General features: G+C 65.3%; 16 protein-coding genes. 9 read left to right on the top strand and 7 right to left on the bottom strand.

What is annotated here, in order from left to right; translation table 11 throughout:
* Window positions 1-23: 23 nt before the first annotated feature.
* The 6 genes from P0Y64_03500 (at window position 24) to P0Y64_03475 (ending at window position 5,385) form a co-directional block, all read left to right on the top strand.
* Window positions 24-734 (top strand): response regulator transcription factor, encoded by a 711-nt coding sequence (locus P0Y64_03500; protein ID WEK43907.1) that lies wholly within the window; start codon window positions 24-26, stop codon window positions 732-734.
* Window positions 731-2,044 (top strand): ATP-binding protein, encoded by a 1,314-nt coding sequence (locus tag P0Y64_03495; GenBank protein WEK43906.1) that lies wholly within the window; start codon window positions 731-733, stop codon window positions 2,042-2,044. The genes P0Y64_03500 and P0Y64_03495 overlap by 4 nt, the downstream gene beginning before the upstream one ends.
* Window positions 2,045-2,166: 122 nt before the next feature.
* A complete protein-coding gene (locus P0Y64_03490) occupies window positions 2,167-2,862 on the top strand; it encodes a carbonic anhydrase (protein ID WEK43905.1) in 696 nt (231 codons plus the stop codon).
* The gene (locus P0Y64_03485) at window positions 2,862-4,379 is read left to right on the top strand and encodes a SulP family inorganic anion transporter (GenBank protein ID WEK43904.1); all 1,518 of its coding nucleotides are present in this window, start codon (window positions 2,862-2,864) and stop codon (window positions 4,377-4,379) included. The genes P0Y64_03490 and P0Y64_03485 overlap by 1 nt, the downstream gene beginning before the upstream one ends.
* Window positions 4,380-4,477: 98 nt before the next feature.
* Complete coding sequence (locus tag P0Y64_03480; protein WEK43903.1) at window positions 4,478-5,020, top strand: pseudouridine synthase; 543 nt, start codon at window positions 4,478-4,480, stop codon at window positions 5,018-5,020.
* Complete coding sequence (locus P0Y64_03475) at window positions 5,017-5,385, top strand: reverse transcriptase-like protein (protein WEK43902.1); 369 nt, start codon at window positions 5,017-5,019, stop codon at window positions 5,383-5,385. Before P0Y64_03480 ends, P0Y64_03475 begins: the two co-directional genes overlap by 4 nt.
* 6 nt (window positions 5,386-5,391) lie before the next feature.
* Here P0Y64_03475 and P0Y64_03470 read toward each other — a convergent pair whose 3' ends face one another.
* The 7 genes from P0Y64_03470 to P0Y64_03440 all read right to left on the bottom strand — a co-directional run bounded on the left by P0Y64_03470 (window position 5,392) and on the right by P0Y64_03440 (window position 11,557).
* The gene (locus P0Y64_03470; protein ID WEK43901.1) at window positions 5,392-6,198 is read right to left on the bottom strand and encodes an RNA methyltransferase; all 807 of its coding nucleotides are present in this window, start codon (window positions 6,196-6,198) and stop codon (window positions 5,392-5,394) included.
* A gap of 5 nt (window positions 6,199-6,203) precedes the next feature.
* On the bottom strand, window positions 6,204-6,356 hold the full coding sequence (locus P0Y64_03465; GenBank protein WEK43900.1) for a hypothetical protein: 153 nt from the start codon (window positions 6,354-6,356) through the stop codon (window positions 6,204-6,206).
* Between the two features lie 62 nt (window positions 6,357-6,418).
* Window positions 6,419-7,033 (bottom strand): glutathione S-transferase family protein, encoded by a 615-nt coding sequence (locus P0Y64_03460; GenBank protein ID WEK43899.1) that lies wholly within the window; start codon window positions 7,031-7,033, stop codon window positions 6,419-6,421.
* Window positions 7,034-7,054: 21 nt separating this feature from the next.
* The gene (locus tag P0Y64_03455) at window positions 7,055-7,945 is read right to left on the bottom strand and encodes an SDR family NAD(P)-dependent oxidoreductase (GenBank protein ID WEK43898.1); all 891 of its coding nucleotides are present in this window, start codon (window positions 7,943-7,945) and stop codon (window positions 7,055-7,057) included.
* 43 nt (window positions 7,946-7,988) lie between these two features.
* Entirely contained in the window at window positions 7,989-9,578 is a 1,590-nt protein-coding gene (locus P0Y64_03450) for an AMP-binding protein (GenBank protein ID WEK43897.1), read from the bottom strand.
* Between the two features lie 120 nt (window positions 9,579-9,698).
* Window positions 9,699-10,745, bottom strand: a complete 1,047-nt coding sequence (locus P0Y64_03445; protein WEK43896.1) for a serine hydrolase — start codon at window positions 10,743-10,745, stop codon at window positions 9,699-9,701.
* A 2-nt stretch (window positions 10,746-10,747) separates the two neighbouring features.
* On the bottom strand, window positions 10,748-11,557 hold the full coding sequence (locus P0Y64_03440; GenBank protein ID WEK43895.1) for a GntR family transcriptional regulator: 810 nt from the start codon (window positions 11,555-11,557) through the stop codon (window positions 10,748-10,750).
* 165 nt (window positions 11,558-11,722) lie between these two features.
* Between P0Y64_03440 and P0Y64_03435 the strand changes: the two genes are divergently transcribed.
* Genes P0Y64_03435 through P0Y64_03425 form a run of 3 tightly spaced genes read left to right on the top strand, consistent with a single transcriptional unit; the run spans window position 11,723 to window position 16,747 of the window.
* Entirely contained in the window at window positions 11,723-14,098 is a 2,376-nt protein-coding gene (locus P0Y64_03435) for a TonB-dependent receptor (protein ID WEK43894.1), read from the top strand.
* A 46-nt stretch (window positions 14,099-14,144) separates the two neighbouring features.
* Window positions 14,145-15,464 (top strand): MFS transporter, encoded by a 1,320-nt coding sequence (locus P0Y64_03430; protein WEK44955.1) that lies wholly within the window; start codon window positions 14,145-14,147, stop codon window positions 15,462-15,464.
* A complete protein-coding gene (locus P0Y64_03425; protein WEK43893.1) occupies window positions 15,461-16,747 on the top strand; it encodes a hypothetical protein in 1,287 nt (428 codons plus the stop codon). The genes P0Y64_03430 and P0Y64_03425 overlap by 4 nt, the downstream gene beginning before the upstream one ends.
* Window positions 16,748-16,758 lie beyond the last annotated feature (11 nt).

Here is a 16,758-nt window from a genome sequence, read left to right as displayed (position 1 = left end):
CGACCTTCGAGAAGCCGACCGTTTTGACCGCGCCGGTCATCCTGCTGGTCGAGGACGATCCCGCGCTGCGAATGCTCACCACACGGGCGTTGCAGGAGAATGGCTATGTCGTGCGCCCGTGCGCGACAGGGCCCGAAATGTGGCTGGCGCTGGAGGCCGGGCCGGTTGATCTCGTATTGCTCGATATCATGCTGCCCGGCACCAGCGGGATCGATCTGTGTCGCTCGCTGCGCATGCAAAGCGAGGTGCCGATCATCTTCATCAGCGCGCGCGACAGCGAAACCGATCGCGTCGTCGGGCTGGAGCTTGGCGCCGACGATTATCTCCCCAAGCCGTTCGGTACGCGGGAGCTGATTGCGCGGGTGCGCGCGGTGCTGCGGCGCGGCGGGCTGGAGCGCCAGCAGGCCGATCGCGCGGAGGGCATCGCGGAGTTCGATGGCTGGCAGGTGAGCCTGCGGCGGCGCGAACTGACATCGCCTGACGGCGCCGTCGTCGCCCTGACCGGGGCCGAGTTCGATCTGCTCGTCAGCCTGATCGATCATCCGCAGCGCATCATCGCGCGCGAGCGGCTGATCGAGCTTTCGCGTACCCGCATGGGCGACGCATCCGATCGCTCGGTCGACGTGCTGGTCAGCCGGGTGCGGCGCAAATTGTCCCACGCCGGCCGTGAAGCGCCGATCATCACCGTGCGCGGCATCGGCTATATGCTCAACACCGAGGTGACGCGCCGGTGAGCCGCAGTTCGCGGCATTCGGTCGGGCTGCTCGGCCGGTTGCTGGGCATATTGCTGCTGACGGTGGTGATCGAGTTCGCCGCGAGCACCCTGCTGTATGAACGATCGAGCCACGCGCTGATCCGCGACGACGAGGCGCGCCGGCTGGCCGAACATCTGGTGATCGCGCGCAAGCTGGTATCCGAACAGCCATGGGCCGAGCGCCCCGCAATGGCCGGGCGACTTTCCACCGATCGCTACGATGTCCACTGGTCCGGCTCCACGGAACGCTCGCAGCCGAGCGCGCCCGCGCTCGAAGCGATGCGCAAGAAGGTGGTGGATTGGGAGCCCGCGCTCGCCGGCACCAACCTCAGCCTGCGACTGGTGGCGGCCGGGCGCGAGCCATGGCTGATCGGCGATCTGCGCCTGCCCGACGACACCTGGATGCATTTCCGCGCCGCCGCGCCCGCCAGTGTCGGCGATCGGGCGCTCAATCGCATTCTGCTCGCGCTGTTGCCGGCGGCGGTGCTGCTGCTGATAGGCGCGCTGATGTTCCGCCGCACGCTGCGGCCGATGGAGACGCTGGCGCGCGCGGCCGAACGGATCGGGCGCGGCGGGGGCGTGACGCTGCCCGTAACCGGGCCAGGCGAGGTGCGCCGGCTGATCCGCGCCTTCAACACGATGCAGACCCGCATCCGCCAGTTGATCGCGGATCGCACGCAGGCGCTCGCCGCCGTCAGCCATGATCTGCGCACCCTGCTCGCGCGGATGCAGCTGCGCACCGATGCGATCGACGATCCTGCCTTGCGCCACGCGTTCGAGGCCGATGTCGCGGAAATGGAGGCGATGGTGCAATCCCTGCTCGCCTATCTCGGCGGCGAGCATGATCCCGAAGCGGCGGTGCGGATCGATGTCGCGGTGCTCGCCGCGACCGTGGTCGATTCCGCGGTCGATCGCGGCGCGGATGCGCTTTACGAGGGCGACGATCATCTCAGCGCGCAGGTTCGCCCCGGTGGCCTGAAGCGGGCGATCGACAATCTCGTTGAAAATGCGCTCCATTATGCCGGGCAGGCGCGCGTGTCGGTGATGGCGGACGGCGACGATCTTGTCATCCGCGTCGAGGATAACGGGCCCGGCATTCCCGACGACCGGCTGGAAGAGGTGGTGCGCCCGTTCATCCGGCTCGATCCGTCGCGCGGGCGCAACACCACCGGGCTCGGCCTCGGGCTGGCGATCGTCGCGCGCGCGGCGGAGATGGAAGGCGGCGAGCTGCGTCTCGTCAATCGCCCGGAAGGCGGGCTTCGCGCGGAACTCAGGCTGCCGCGCCGCTGAACCGGGGCACCGCGCAGCGCTGAAATGTTTTCTCACAAACGTGCGGCGGTGCAGCAAAATCGACCCGCTATTTCCTCGCAGTCACCGCCCGCTTCGGGCGACGATTACGAGGAGTAACCGTGATGAACGAACTGATCGGCCGCGTCTTTCGGTTCGAAAAGGACGTCTATTCTAATCAGAGCGCGCTTTATGAGCGGCTCGCCAGCGATGGGCAGGCGCCCAAGGCGCTGATGATTTCCTGCGCCGATTCGCGCGTCGTGCCGGAGCATGTGATGCAGGCCGAGCCGGGCGACCTGTTCGTCTGCCGCAACGCGGGCAATATCGTGCCGCCCTTCGCGCAGGCCAATGGTGGCGTTTCCTCGACCGTGGAATATGCCGTGGCCGCACTGGGCGTGCGCGACATCATCGTCTGCGGCCATTCGGATTGCGGCGCGATGAAGGCGCTGGCCGAGCCGGAAAGCCTGAACGACATGCCGAACGTCGCGGCATGGCTGCGTCATTCCAGCGCCGCCTATCGCGTCGCGCGCGATGCTTATCCCACCATGACCCGCGGCGAGCTGGTGCGTGCGATCAGCCTTGAAAACGTCGTGGCGCAGCTCGTCCATCTGCGCACCCATCCTTCGGTCGCGGCGGGCATCGCGCGTGGCGAGATTTCGCTGCACGGCTGGTTCATCGATATCCACGCCGGGCAGGTGCTCGCGCTCGACGGCGATACCGGCCATTTCGCGCCGTTGAAGGATGACAGGCCGATGCCGGTGGCGCTGGCCGCCGGACGACGCATCGCAACCGGCCTCTCCGCTTTCGGCGCGGCCGCATAATGTTCGCGAATTTGTTCGCCCGTATCGGCGGCGGCCACGCGACGCGCGATTTCACCGCGTCGATCGTCGTCTTTCTGGTCGCGATGCCCTTGTGCATGGGGATCGCGGTCGCCTCTGGCGTGCCGCCGGAAAAAGGGCTGATCACCGGGATCATCGGCGGCATCGTCGTCGGTGCGCTGGCCGGCTCGCCGTTGCAGGTGAGCGGGCCGGCGGCCGGCCTGGCGGTGATCGTTTATGAACTGGTGCGCGATCAGGGGCTGTCCGCGCTCGGGCCGATTCTGGTGCTGGCCGGGCTGATCCAGGTGATCGCCGGCGTCTTCCGGCTGGGTGGCTGGTTCCGCGCGATTTCCCCGGCCGTGGTGCACGGGATGCTCGCGGGGATCGGCGTGCTGATCGTCGTCGGCCAATATCATGTGCTGTTCGATGCCAAGCCGCTGCCCAGCGGATTGGAAAATCTTGTGGCGATGCCGGGTCGCCTGCTCGAACTCAGCCCCGGTGATATGGCCGGGGCTGAGACGGCGTTCGCCATCGGCCTGCTGACCATCGCCGCGATGATCGGCTGGGAACGGTTGCGGCCGACGGCGCTCCGCCTCGTGCCCGGCGCGCTGGTTGGTGTGCTGACCGCGACGCTGGTGGCGTTCATCGTCGGGCTGGATGTCGCGCGCGTCGCGGTGCCGGCCAATATCCTTGCCGCGATCGACGTGCCCGATAGCAGCATGCTCGCGCGGTTGCTCGATCCGACGATACTTGCGACCGCTCTGGCGATCGCCTTTATCGCGAGTGCCGAGACGCTGCTTTCCGCCGCCGCGGTCGATCGGATGCACGATGGCGTCCGCACCGATTACGACAAGGAATTGCGCGCGCAGGGCGTGGGCAACCTGCTCTGCGGTTTCGCCGGCGCGCTGCCGATGACCGGCGTGATCGTGCGCTCTTCGGCGAACGTTCAGGCGGGCGCGGTGACGCGTCGCTCGGCGATCCTGCATGGCGTGTGGATTCTCGGTTTCGTGGCGCTGCTGCCGTGGTTGCTGCGCGAGATTCCGATGGCGGCGCTGGCCGGCATTCTCGTCGTCACCGGGTGGCGGCTGGTGAGCCTCGCCCATGTCCGGCATCTGTTCAGCCACTATGGCGCGCTGCCGGCGCTGATCTGGGCCGCGACGCTGATAACCGTGGTCGCGGAAGATCTGCTGACCGGCGTGCTCGTCGGGCTGGGCCTGTCGCTGCTGGAGCTGGTGCCGCATATCCGCAGGCTGGGGCTCGCTGTCGAGCAGCGGGAAGAAGGCGAGGGGAGCGAGATCGCGCTGAGCGGCGTGGCCAGTTTTGTCACCTTGCCGAAGCTGACGCGCGCGCTCGACGCGGTGCCGCATGGGCGCGCGGTGACGCTGGACGTCGCGCGCCTCTCGGCGGTGGATCATACGAGTGCGGAAATGCTGCGTGACTGGCTGGATCGCCGCCGCGCCGCCGGCACCCGGATCGACATCACCGGCAACCTGGGCAGGATACCGGCACTTCTGGGCTGAGGCGGTGCAAGGTTGGCAAGGCGGGGCTTCGCGAGATAAAGCCCCGCCATGATCCGCCTCGCCGAGCTTAACCTTCCGCCTCAACATGCTGGCGCGGCGTGACGCGGCTGATCCTGTTCAACAAGCCGTATGGCGTGTTGAGCCAGTTTACGGACAGCAAAGCGGAAACGGCGCGCCCGACATTGTCCGCGTTCATCGACCTGCCCGGCGTTTACCCGGCGGGCAGGCTCGATCGGGACAGCGAAGGGCTGCTGCTGCTCACCGACGACGGGCGGCTGCAAGCGCGGATCGCCGATCCGAAATTCAAACTGCCGAAAACCTATCTCGTCCAGATCGAGGGCGAACCGGACGATGCCGCGCTGGATCGGCTGCGCGGCGGCGTCATGCTCAATGACGGCCCGACACGCCCGGCCGAGGTGGAGCGGATCGACGCGCCCGCATTATGGCCGCGCGATCCGCCGATCCGTTACCGCGCGAGCATTCCCGATCGCTGGCTGAAGCTGGTCATCCGCGAAGGGCGCAACCGCCAGGTGCGCCGGATGACGGCGGCGATCGGTCATCCGACATTGCGGCTGGTGCGGTGGAGCATCGGGGACTGGTCGGTCAGGGATGTGCCGCCGGGCGAATGGCGCGCGGGATGAAGATATTTTTCGATGGCGGCTGCCGCCCACTGCCGATCGGCATGGAGCTGGCAATCGTCGCTGGCGGCCAGAGCTATATCAAACGCGATCTGGGCGTGGGCACGAGCATGGATGCCGAATGGCTCGCCCTTATCGAAGCGATGCGCCACGCCCATGAGCGCGAGTTGGTCGATGCAGTGCTGCTCGGAGACGCAGCGGCGGTTATCGCGCAGGCGAATGGCGCGGTTCGCTGTCCCGCCGCCTGCATCCGCCATCTGGAGGCCTTCCGCCTGCTTCCACGACCGCCGGGGCGTGTACGGATCCGTTATGTAAAGCGAACCCAGAACCTCGCCGGCATCGCGCTGGCGAAGCTGCACGACCGCTGATCGGAATCAGCCGGCCGCCGCCCAAAGATGGTGCAGCACGATCCCGCTGGTGGTCGCCACATTGAGCGAATCGAAACTCCCGGCCATCGACAGGCGAACGCTATGCGCGCGCGCCAGAATATCGGGGGAGAGGCCGGCCCCCTCGGCGCCGAGCATCAGGGCGTTGCGCTTCGTCACGATCAGTTCGGTGAGTTCGACGCGTCCGCGCGGGCTGAGCGCGGCGATCTGAAAGCCCTGGCCGTTGAGAAGCTCCAGAATATCCGTGCCATGCGCAAACCGCGCGAAGGGCACGAGCAGCGCCGCGCCGACCGAGACGCGGATGGCCTTGCGATAAAGCGGATCGCAACAATCGGCGTCCAGAAAGACCGCCTTCACGCCAAAGGCCGCCGCGTTTCGGAATATGCCGCCCATATTGTCATGGTTGGCGATGGCGGAAAGCACGATGACGTTCGCGGATTCCGAAAGGGATGCGAGAAGCCGCTCCGCGCTGGGCGGCTCCACGCGGCGCCCGATTGCGAGCAACCCGCGATGAAGCGGAAACCCCGCAATGCCGTCGATCACATCCTGCGATGCGACGAACACCGGGGTCGCGCCGTCGAGCTGCGCCAGCACGTCCGCCATAGTCTCCAGTCGGCGCGCGGCGATCAGCAGCGAATCCAGCCGAAAGAAGGGGGAGGCGACCGCCTTCTCGATCACCACGCGCCCCTCGGCGACGAAGCAGCCGGCGCGCCCGACCAGATCGCGCTCGCGGATGTCGCGATAGGGCTCGATCCGCGGATCGGCGATATCGTCGATGTGGATGATCTGGGGCATGGCCGCTATTCTTTGGTGAAACGCTTGACCTTGTTCGGCAAATCCTTGCCCTTGGTGCGACGCGATGGCGTCTGCACCGGATTCTTCTTCTTCCATTCGACCCAGGTCATCGGGCCATCGGGTGTCTGGATGATCGTGTCGTCGAGAGACTCTGTCATCCGTGCGTTCTACACCACACAGCCCGGCGAGCCGAGGAATAGTCGCGCGCTTTCGATGCGGATTATTTCTGCGCGGCCTTTGCGGCGAGAAAGGCCGGTCGGGTGGACAGTCTTTCCCAATATGCCGCGATTTCCGGGCTGAACTTGTGTTCGAGGCCAAGATCGCGCGCCAGCAACAGGGCATAGCCGACGCAAAGATCGGCCATGGTGAAGCGCCCGGCGCACAGCCATTCGCGGTCGGCGAGCGCGCGGGTCAGGTGGCGCAGGCGTGACAGGAACCATTGCGTATAATCCGCGACCGCCTGATCGAGCCGGCGCTCCTCGGGCTCGAGCTGGGTATAGCGCAGGATGATCGTCTGCGGGAAGGTCAGCGTCGCTTCGCTGCGGTGGAGCCAGTCGAGCCACAGTGCGTAATCGGGCTCGTCCGCGCTGACCGCCAATGGGGTCGGCCCGTAGCGGGTCGCGAGATATTGCGGGATCGCGGCGGATTCGGTCATCCTCACCTCGCCATCGAGCAGCAGCGGGATCGTGCCGAGCGGATTCTGTTCGAGATAATCGGGCCGAAACAGGCGGGGCGGAAAGGGCAGGACATGGAGGCGATAGGGCAGCCCCATCTCCTCCAGCGCCCATAATGCGCGGAACGAGCGTGCATCGACGCAATGGTAAAGCTCAATCATGTCCGTTCCGCCCCTGCTTGCTTATGCTGTCGCCATTGCCGGCACCGAATGGCCCGCAGCTTTGAGCTCGCGCTCGGCCTGGGTAAAGCCGTAAGCGGGCACGATTTCATCGCTGCGATCGCTGATCGCGGACCATGAATCGACAACGCGGTCGGCCGCCATGGCATCGCCGCCGACATATTGCCCGCGGGTAAGGGTGATATTCGCGGCGGCGAAATTGCCGGCCCCCGCGCACAGGATCGTGCGCGACGGTGCGTCCTCCTCGACAAGCGCGATCAGGCCGGGGCTGACGAGATCGGGTGCCAGCGCGGCGAGCGCCTCCGCCGAGAGCACGCCATCGGTCATCTGCGTCGCGGCGGTGGGGGCCAGGCAATTCACCTTTATCCCGTATTTCTCGCCTTCGATCGCCAGCGTCTGCATCAGCCCGACCAGCGCCATCTTCGCCGCGCCGTAATTCGCCTGGCCGAAATTGCCGTACAGGCCGGATGAGGATGTCGTCATGACGATGCGGCCGTGGCGTTGCTGGCGCATGATCTCCCACACCGCCTTGGTGCAGATCACCGCGCCCATCACGTGCACGTCCATCACCAGCCGGAAATCGTCCAGACCCATTTTGGCGAAACTCTTGTCGCGCAGAATCCCGGCATTGTTGACGAGGATGTCCACGCGCTCCCACCGGCCCACAACGGCTTCGATCATCGCCGTGACTGCTGCTTCGTCCGTGACGGAGGCGGCGATCGCGATCGCCTCGCCACCATCGGCGATGATGCTGTCAGCCACCGCCTGCGCGGCATCCGCGTTCATATCGTTGACGACCACCCGCGCACCGCGCGCCGCGAGCAATCGGGCATGGCTCGCGCCCAAACCTCCACCTGCGCCGGTGACGATGGCGACACGGTTTTCTAACGACATGAATGTTCCTCGCTTGAGACGTTTGATGGGAAAGACGCGCTGTTCAGGCGTCGCTGTAGCTTCGCTGCAATTGCAGCTTGTCGATCTTGCCGGTGGGCGCGAGCGGCAACTGAGGCAGGCGAATGACGGCATCCGGTATCCACCATGACGCCACCTTGCCGCGCAATGATGCCAGCAGATCCTCGTCGGCGATCGCCTGATCCTCGCGCAGCTCGACGAGCAGGAGCGGGCGCTCGCCCCATTTCGGATCGCGACGCCCGATCACCGCCGCCAGCGAGACCTGTGGCAGCGCGCAGATGAGCGCCTCGATCTCCGCCGGGTTGATCCATTCGCCGCCGGACTTGATGAGATCCTTGGCCCGGCCGGTGATGATGAGATTTCCCGCGCGATCGATCTTCGCCAGATCGCCGGTATCGAACCACCCTTGCGCATTGGTGGCGGGCGTGTCTTGCCCGAAATAGCGATCGATCACCGCGCCGCCGCGAACGTGCAGCCGGCCTTCCTCGTCACGCTGGTTTTCGAGCGCGTCGCCCTTTTCGTCCAGCAGCAGCAGATCGACCCCGAGCGCGGGGCGGCCCGAAATCGCTGCGCGGCGTTCGGGATTGCTGAGCACGCCGAACGTGCCGACCGGCGAAAGCTCGGTCATGCCCCAGCTGGTCTGGACGATAACCCCCAATTGCCGTTCGATCCGTTCCATCAATGCGGGGGGCATGGCGGCACCACCGACGACGATGCGCCGCAACGAGGGGAGCGTTTCGCCGATCGCCTCCAGATGCTCGCAAAGCCCCAGCCATACGGTCGGCACGCCGACCGCGATGGTCACGCCCGCCGTGCGAATGAGATTGGCGAGGCTTGCGCCGTCGAGGTGACGGCCGGGTAACGCGAGCTTCGCGCCAGCCGCCGGGGCGGCGAAGGGCAGGCCCCATGCGCTGGCATGGAACATCGGCACGACCGGAAGGAGCACGTCCGCGCTGGTCAGGCCGAGGACATCGGCTTGCAGCAACCGCAACGTGTGCAGGAAACAGGCCCGGTGCGTGTAGGTCACGCCCTTCGGTGCGCCCGTCGAGCCGGAGGTGAAGCACAACCCGCTTGGCGCACGTTCGTCGAACTGGCCCCATCGCATCGTCTCGTCGGCCTGCTCGATCAGCGGGGCGAGCGCGGCGATGGCAACGCCATCGGCCGAGGCCGATCCCGTGTCGCCATCGATCACCAGAATATGCGTCAGCGCCGGTGCCGCCTGACCCACCTTGATCGCCAGCGGCAGCAGATCGGCGCTGGCGATGAGAATCCGCGCCGCCGACTGATTGACCATCGACGCGAGATGCTCCGCCGTCAAACGGGGATTGAGCGTGTGGCAAACCGCCCCCATGCCCATAATCGCATACCATGTTTCGACATGCGCCTGCGTGTTCCAGGCAAGGGTGGCCACGCGATCCCCGGCGGCCACGCCCAAATCGCTCAGCACGCGCGACACTTTGAGCGCGTGGCTCTTCAGCCCGGCATAGTCGATCCGGCCGACGCCGCCATCCTGAGCGGTCACGATCTCTACATCGCCATGCCATTTGGCGGCATGATCGAGGATCTTGTCCAGCGTCAGCGGAAAATCCTGCATCGATCCGTCGATCACCGGCATGCAACCTTATCGTGCGATCGGAACGCCATATCTTTCCTCCATATCCTCGCCCGCGCGGGACGAGTTTGTCCGCCCCTCGCGACACGCGTCGCGAGGGTCAGTAAAGCGCTGCTCCGTCTTTCAGCCGATGACCTTCATCAGCCGCAGCCAGAACTGCTGGTCGAAATCCTTGTCCGCCGCCGCCGCGCCCATGCGAACCACGATGAGCTTGCGGCTGGGCACCACGAACAGCCGACGGTCGAACGCGCCGAGCGCGCCTACCATATCGGCCGGTGCTGCGGCGACGAGCGGCCCTTCCTTGCGGACGCCAAGCGCGCGCATCGTATAGGCGCTGCCATTGAGCCACCACAGCCGCCCATAGGCGGGGTTGGTTGCCGACGGCGCGAACATCGCCTTGAAACCGCTTTCGGAAACGATGCGCTTGCCGTTGGCGGCGATGCCACCGTTGAGGATCATTTCACCGAAGCGCGCGGTGTCGCGCGGCGTTGTCACCAGCCCCGTATCGTTGCCGACACTGGCCAGCGCGGCGGGGCGCGCGCGCCATTCGGTTTCGCTCATGCCGAGCGGGGCGGTAAGCCACTCGCTCGTGATGGTTTCGAGCGATTGCTTCGCCGCCGCGGTGACGATCCGCTTCGAAATGGCATAGACCGGCGTATTGTAGAAGAATGCCGTGCCCGCCGGCGCCGCATAGCCGAACCGTTCATTGAGGCCGGAACTCATCGTCAGCACGTCGATGACGCGGATCTTGCCTTCCTGTTCCGGCGAGGCCTTGGACCAGCCGGTGCCGATATAGTCGGAAACCGGCTTGTCGACCTGGATCAGCCCCTTATCGACCGCGATAGCGATCAGGACGGCCACGAAGCTTTTCTGCTGGGAAGCAACATCCTCCAGCAAGGCGCCGTCGCTCGTGCGACCGTACACGAAGTTCGCGAACAGGCGATCGTCCTTCGGCGCGGGCCAGTTCTTTTCGATCAGCACCTTGCCGTTCTGGATAATCAGCAGGCCGGTGGTGTTCTGGTTACGCAGATAATCCAGCAAGCTGGTCAGCGCGGGCGAGCTTGCCTCCTTGCGCGGCGAAGCCTTCGTAGCCGCCGTCGCCGGCACGCTGCCCGTCACCGCCAACGCGCCGACGGCCAGCATCCATCCCATTGTCGTTCGAATGGTCATGTCTATCTCCGTGAGATCTTGCCGCGCGCCTTATCCGATGGCGCCATATCTTCCTGTGCGCGCGCGCCATGGGCGAGCATTAGCCGGGCGACTTCATTCTGCATGAAATACAGGATGTTGCGCGCCGCCTGACTGGTTCCCTCGGGGTCACGCGCCTGAAGCTTGGCGCGGACGGTCCGCCAATATTCATACGGGCCCGATCCACTCGCGCCGATCGCGAGCGCGACATAGGAGAAATGGAACCGCGTCTTTCGACGAATCGATTCGATCATCCGCTGCGCGTCCGGGCTGGCATATCGGGCCATCTCGCTGAAGATCGCCTCGCTGGCCTCGATGATCTGCGCGGCCGGGGTGCCGTTTTCCACGCTGTCGAGCATCTCGTCGATCATCGCGATGATCTCGTTGATCACCGGCGTAGGTGCTCGCAGACAGGCGAAGCGGGCGGCGAGACCGTATAGCGCGGCGCGGACTTCGTAGAGGTCGAATACTTCCTCGACCGAGGTAGCGGAGATGCGGGCGCCGCGATTTTCCTCGATCTCGATCAGCCCGTCTTCCGCCAGCGTGCGCAACGCACGGCGGACGATCGAGCGGCCGACGCCGAATTCGTTGCACAGCCGCGCCTCGCGAAGCCATTCGCCCGGCGCCAGCTCGCTGTTCTGGATGCGCACGCGCAAGCTGCGGGCGACGTCGTCGGCGGTGGTCGCCTCCCCCGTTCGGGTCGCGGGTTCGATGGTAGAGGCTGAACCTTCAGATTCGTGACGGTCGGTCAAAAAACACCTCTCCACGGATGGCTTGCCCCAAACAACGAGCATCCACCGAATGACGCAACACTATTGCTCGCCCAGTCGCTGGGCAAGGGGTTTGTTGAACATCAACGATTAAATTGTCGTACAATCGTCTTGACATTGACCGACCACGAACGGATTAAACCCGGGTAGGCGCCGCGGATTGACGTGCGCCCTGGGGGAGAGGACTGCATGCGAGACATCCTTGCCGCGACGGCGATTCTGACTTTGGTGGTTGCTACGCCGGCGCTGGCTCAAACAGGTGTCGGCGACAGCGCGCCCGCTTCCGGTGCGCCGGCGGTCCAGCCGGTCGACGCCGGGGATGCCAGCGACGTGATCATCACCGCGCGCAAGCGTGAGGAAAGCATCCGCGACGTTCCGGGCACGATTTCGGCAGTTACGTCCGATCTGCTCAATCAGAAGGGGCCGGTCGCCGGGGTGGGCGATCTGCTCAACACCGTGCCGGGCGTGCGCTTCAACGATGTCGCCAGCGAAAATCTGGCCGAGGTGTCGATCCGTGGATCAGGGACCGCGCGCGCCACGGGTGCGGATTCCGGGGTCGGCCTGTTTGTGAACGGTGCCTATGCCGGCAGCAGCACGCTCGGCGGCCGCAATTTCAAGGCGATCGACTATTTCGATATCGAGCGCGTCGAAGTGCTCGAGGGCCCGCAGGGCGCGCTGTACGGGCGCAATTCCGAATTCGGCGTCGTCAATGTGGTGCTGACCAAGCCGAAGTTTCAGGATTCGGGCTATATCCGCGACACGTTCACGGCCGGCCTCGATCAGAACCGGCTGGCCGCGGTGGCCAACAAGATGATCAGCGACGACACGGCCGTCCGTCTGGGTTTCGAGACGTTCAACCAGACCAAGGGCTTCTATTACGACCCCAACCACCGCAAATATTACGACAGCACCAACGGCTTCACCGGCCGCGCACAGCTCCGTTATCGCAGCGGCGGGCTCGACGTAACTGCGCTGATCGACGGGCAGGACCTGAACCTGCCCACCTTCGTCAACAGCCTGGTGGTGCCCGGTGGCGGCGTGAACGCGCAGATTCCACAGGGCTATCAGCAATCGCGTTTCACCCTGCCGCATGAGGGGCGTGACAGCCTGCGCCAGAAGGTGCTGCGCGGGATGATCATGGCCAGCTATGATCTGGGCGGTGTGACGCTGGAATCGACCACGATGGTCACCAAATGGCGTTCGACCCAGCAATATGCCGCTGCGATCGATCTCGCGACCGAGCTTCAGCTGCGCGCGAAGGGCCAGATCGGCATCTATCCGTTCAATCAGGTCAAGACCGACGTTGAGGACAAGACCTTCTATCAGGACCTGCACCTTTCCGGCAAAGCGATGGACGATCGTCTGTCGTGGATCGTCGGCGGAGAGGCCCTGTTCCAGCGCGACAATTATCAGCTCGCGGTTGCTTCCTCGCCCTGCGCATTCACGCTTACTGCCAGCATCTGCGGCGGCACGCCGACCAATCCGGTTTGCGTAAAGCCGTTGCCGACCTCGCCGAATTGTCCCGCGAAGTTCCCGCTGGTGTTCGGCACGGACAGCCGTACCCGGCAACAGATCAGCTCGTTCGCGGGCTATGCGTCGCTGCAATATGCGATCGGCAACCTTACGCTGGCCGGAGAGGGGCGCTTCTCGCACGATTCCAAGACGGTGACGCAGGCGATCTACGCGCTCTACACCGAGAATTATACCAAGGTGCCGACCACGTTTGAGTTCAAGTCGAACGAGCCGGCCTATACCTTCACCGCGAGCTATAAGCTGCCCAATCTCGGCGGCACGTTGCTTTATGCCAAGGTCGGCAGCGGCTATCGCGCGGGCGGCGTCAACAACGGCACGTATAACGCCGCCGCGCCGAATCCGTTCGTTTCCACCTATGGCAACGAAAAGACGCTCGGTTACGAAGCGGGCGTCAAATCCAATCTGGCGCACAACATCTTCCTGCGCCTGTCCGGCTATCTGTCGCGCACGAATGAAGCGATCACCAGCATCAGCGACGGCTGCACCGTAACAAACGCTTGCGGCGTCGGCGGACAGGTTTTCAACGTCAACGGCGGGACGATTCACGCGCGCGGCGTCGAAGCGGCGATCGACGGGCGTTTCGATGTGGCGGGGGGCAGGCTGAACGTCTCCCTCAACGCGGCGAACCAGCACGCCACCTTTGCGAAGGTGCCGGTGGGCGGCGTCTCCGGCCTGCCGATCGAGGGGACTTCGATCGCGCAGATCCCAGACTGGACGATGTCCGCCAACGTCAATTACGCTTTCCCGATCACCACGACGGTGAAGGCCTTCGTCAACGCCAATTATGCCGGCCAGCGTGGCGGCGGGCAGGATACGGTGACGATCGCGACGCCCTATATCCCGATGAGCGATTTCGACATTTTCGGCGCTCAGGCTGGCATCACGTTCAACACCGTGACCGTGTCGATGTTCGTCCGCAACATCACCGATCAGGAAATTCAGGTGCTGAAGTTCATGCAGGCCGGTTACCCGCTTTCGGTGCGCTACAATAAGCCGCGTACCTTCGGCGGAAGCGTCGCCTATCGCTGGTGATATCGGCGGGAAGAACGGAAGAGGCGACAGGAGCGGAAAGTTGACGATGGAGAAATCACGCGGCGGTGCGCCGACCGCTCGTGTCGCCACGATGGCGGCGGCCGGCGCGGCGATCGAATGGTATGATTTCTTCATCTACGGCACCGCCGCCGCGCTTGTTTTCCCGAAGCTGTTCTTCCCGGCCGAACTGCCGCAATTCGTGGCGCAGATCGCCGCGTTCAGCACCTTTGCCGTGGGGTTCATCGCGCGCCCCATCGGCGGCGCGCTGTTCGGCCACTTCGGCGACACCCATGGCCGCAAGCGGGCGCTGGTGCTCGCGATGATGATCATGGGGCTGGCCACCACCGCGATCGGCCTGCTGCCCGGCTATGCCGCGATCGGCAGCCTCGCGCCGCTGCTGCTCGTCGTCCTGCGTTTCGTGCAGGGGCTGGCGGTTGGCGGCCAATGGGGCGCGGCGGCTCTGCTCGCGATCGAAAGCGGGCCGCCCGAGAAGCAGGGATTCTACGGCAGCTTTGTCCAGATCGGGGTGCCGCTGGGTGTCGTGCTGGCGAATACGGTCTTTCTGATCGTCGGCGCGCTGACCGCTCCGGCGGAGTTTCTGGCGTGGGGCTGGCGGATCGGTTTCCTGCTGAGCATCACGCTGGTGCTGGTGGGGCTCTACATTCACTGGAACGTCGCGGAGCCGGCGGACGATCGCGCGGCATCCCCCAGGGGCACGGAAAAGCGCACCGGTTCGCCATTGGGCATCGTGCTGCGCGATCACAGCCGCGAAGTGCTTCTGGCGGGCGGGACATTCGTGGCCAACAACGTCTGCTTCTACGTCGCGATCACCTATACCCTTGCTTATGGCACGGCGACGGTCGGGCTTTCGCGCGAGCTTATTCTGTTCGCGGTGATGTTCGGCAGCGTTGTCATGATCCCGGCTCTGATCGTCTGCGGGGCCTTGTCGGATCGGTTCGGACGACAGGGCATTTTCATTCTGGGGGCGATCCTGTCCGGGCTCTGGGCGTTCGCGGTATTTCCGTTGATCGAGATGCGCTCGCCGGTTGCGGTCACCGCCGCCATCACGATCGAGCTGCTGTTCATCAGCCTGATGTATGGGCCGCAGGCGGCGCTGTTCGCGGAGCTGTTTCCGAAGGAGGTGCGCTATTCGGGCGCCTCGCTCGGTTATCAGATCGGCGCGGTGGTGGGCGGCGGACTCGCGCCGATCATCGCGACCGCGCTGTTCGCGCATTATCAATCGAGCGTGCCGATCTCGATCTATCTCGCCGCGATGTGCGCGATTTCATTGATCAGCGTGCTGTTGCTGGGGAAAGGCAAGAGCGTGACGCGCGCGGGTATGGCTATCGAAGGAGCAGGCGAATGAACGAAACCAGCAGACGCGGATTTCTGATGGTAAGCGCCGCGCTGCCGGCGACGGCAGCCGTCGCGAAGGTGGCTGCCGGCCCGCGTGATCGCGTGCAGGCGGATCTCGAGAAATATATCGGGTTCGGCATCAAGCGCTCGGGCGGCGCGGGTGACACCGCGTGCGGCGAGTGGCTTCAATCCGAGCTCGAACAGGCAGGCTATAAGGTCGAGCGGCAAAATTTCGCGGTGCCCTTTTTCGAGGCGACCCGCGCCGAACTTACCTGCGGCGATGTGAAGGCGACGGTGTGGCCGCAGCCGATCGTGACGACGACCGGGGCTGACGGGGATAGCGGGCCGCTGGTTCGCGTCGATGCGGCCGGCCATGCGGATGCGCCGCTTGCCGGGGCGATCGCGCTGGTCGATCTTCCTTTCGGGCGCTGGTCGACGGCGATCGCCAAGGCGGTGCGAGAGCCCGTTTCCGCGGCATTCGCGGCGGGGGCAAAGGCGGTCGTGGTGATCACCAACGGCCCGACGGGGAAGATCATCGCGCTCAATGCCGATGGCCGCAAGCCGATGTTCCCCGGCCCGGTCGCGCTGCTGGCGCCGGAGGACGCGAGGCCGTTCCTCGCTGCTGCGATGCGCCGAGAACGCGCCACGCTGCACATCGCGGGCCATGGCGGCCAGCGCCCGGCGTTCAACTTCGTCGGACGGATCGATCGGGGCAAGCCACGCTGGCTGGCAGTGTCCACGCCGCGATCGGGCTGGTTTGGTTGCGCCGGCGAGCGCGGGGGCGGCGTCGCATCGTGGCTGTGGCTCGCGCGCTGGGCGAGCAAGGCGGTGCGCAACTACAACATCGCCTTCATCTGCAATACCGGCCACGAATATGAATATCTCGGCGCGGCGGAGGCACTCAAGGCCATCGCGCCCAAGCCGGCGGAAACTCATTTCTGGCTGCATCTCGGCGCGAACGTGGCGTCGCAGGACTGGCATGAGCTGCCCGGAAACCCGCAGCCTTTGCCCAGCATCGACGCGCAGCGCTTCCTGTCGGTCAGCCCGGCGCTGTTGCCGCTCGCCCGCGCGACGTTCGCCGGGCATGTGGGATATGAAGCGCCCTATGCGAGCAACGTGCTGTCGGCCGGCGAACTCGATGAGATCATCAAGGCTGGTTACCCGAGCGCCGCCGGGGTTTTCGGCATCCATCGCTTTCACCACGTTGCGGAGGACGATTCCCGGTGTGTATCGGCCCGGAACGTTTCGGTGACAGCCGCCGCCTTCCAGCAGATGCTGGAAAAGCTGGTTTGAGCGCCGCCACT

This window comes from Candidatus Sphingomonas colombiensis, from assembly GCA_029202845.1.
Taxonomy (GTDB): Bacteria; Pseudomonadota; Alphaproteobacteria; order Sphingomonadales; family Sphingomonadaceae; genus Sphingomonas; species Sphingomonas colombiensis.
The sequence above is the reverse complement of the archived record's forward strand: the minus strand, read 5'-3'. Positions and strand labels throughout refer to the sequence as shown.

Excerpts from the sequence above, each read along its gene's own strand:
- P0Y64_03435 (WEK43894.1), top strand. The coding sequence starts at position 11,723 with ATGCGAGACATCCTTGCCGCGACGGCGATTCTGACTTTGGTGGTTGCT.
- P0Y64_03430 (WEK44955.1), top strand. The coding sequence starts at position 14,145 with ATGGAGAAATCACGCGGCGGTGCGCCGACCGCTCGTGTCGCCACGATG.
- P0Y64_03455 (WEK43898.1), bottom strand. The coding sequence starts at position 7,945 with ATGTCGTTAGAAAACCGTGTCGCCATCGTCACCGGCGCAGGTGGAGGT.
- P0Y64_03425 (WEK43893.1), top strand. The coding sequence starts at position 15,461 with ATGAACGAAACCAGCAGACGCGGATTTCTGATGGTAAGCGCCGCGCTG.
- P0Y64_03440 (WEK43895.1), bottom strand. The coding sequence starts at position 11,557 with ATGCTCGTTGTTTGGGGCAAGCCATCCGTGGAGAGGTGTTTTTTGACC.
- P0Y64_03445 (WEK43896.1), bottom strand. The coding sequence starts at position 10,745 with ATGACCATTCGAACGACAATGGGATGGATGCTGGCCGTCGGCGCGTTG.
- P0Y64_03465 (WEK43900.1), bottom strand. The coding sequence starts at position 6,356 with ATGACAGAGTCTCTCGACGACACGATCATCCAGACACCCGATGGCCCG.
- P0Y64_03490 (WEK43905.1), top strand. The coding sequence starts at position 2,167 with ATGAACGAACTGATCGGCCGCGTCTTTCGGTTCGAAAAGGACGTCTAT.
- P0Y64_03470 (WEK43901.1), bottom strand. The coding sequence starts at position 6,198 with ATGCCCCAGATCATCCACATCGACGATATCGCCGATCCGCGGATCGAG.
- P0Y64_03450 (WEK43897.1), bottom strand. The coding sequence starts at position 9,578 with ATGCCGGTGATCGACGGATCGATGCAGGATTTTCCGCTGACGCTGGAC.
- P0Y64_03460 (WEK43899.1), bottom strand. The coding sequence starts at position 7,033 with ATGATTGAGCTTTACCATTGCGTCGATGCACGCTCGTTCCGCGCATTA.
- P0Y64_03485 (WEK43904.1), top strand. The coding sequence starts at position 2,862 with ATGTTCGCGAATTTGTTCGCCCGTATCGGCGGCGGCCACGCGACGCGC.
- P0Y64_03475 (WEK43902.1), top strand. The coding sequence starts at position 5,017 with ATGAAGATATTTTTCGATGGCGGCTGCCGCCCACTGCCGATCGGCATG.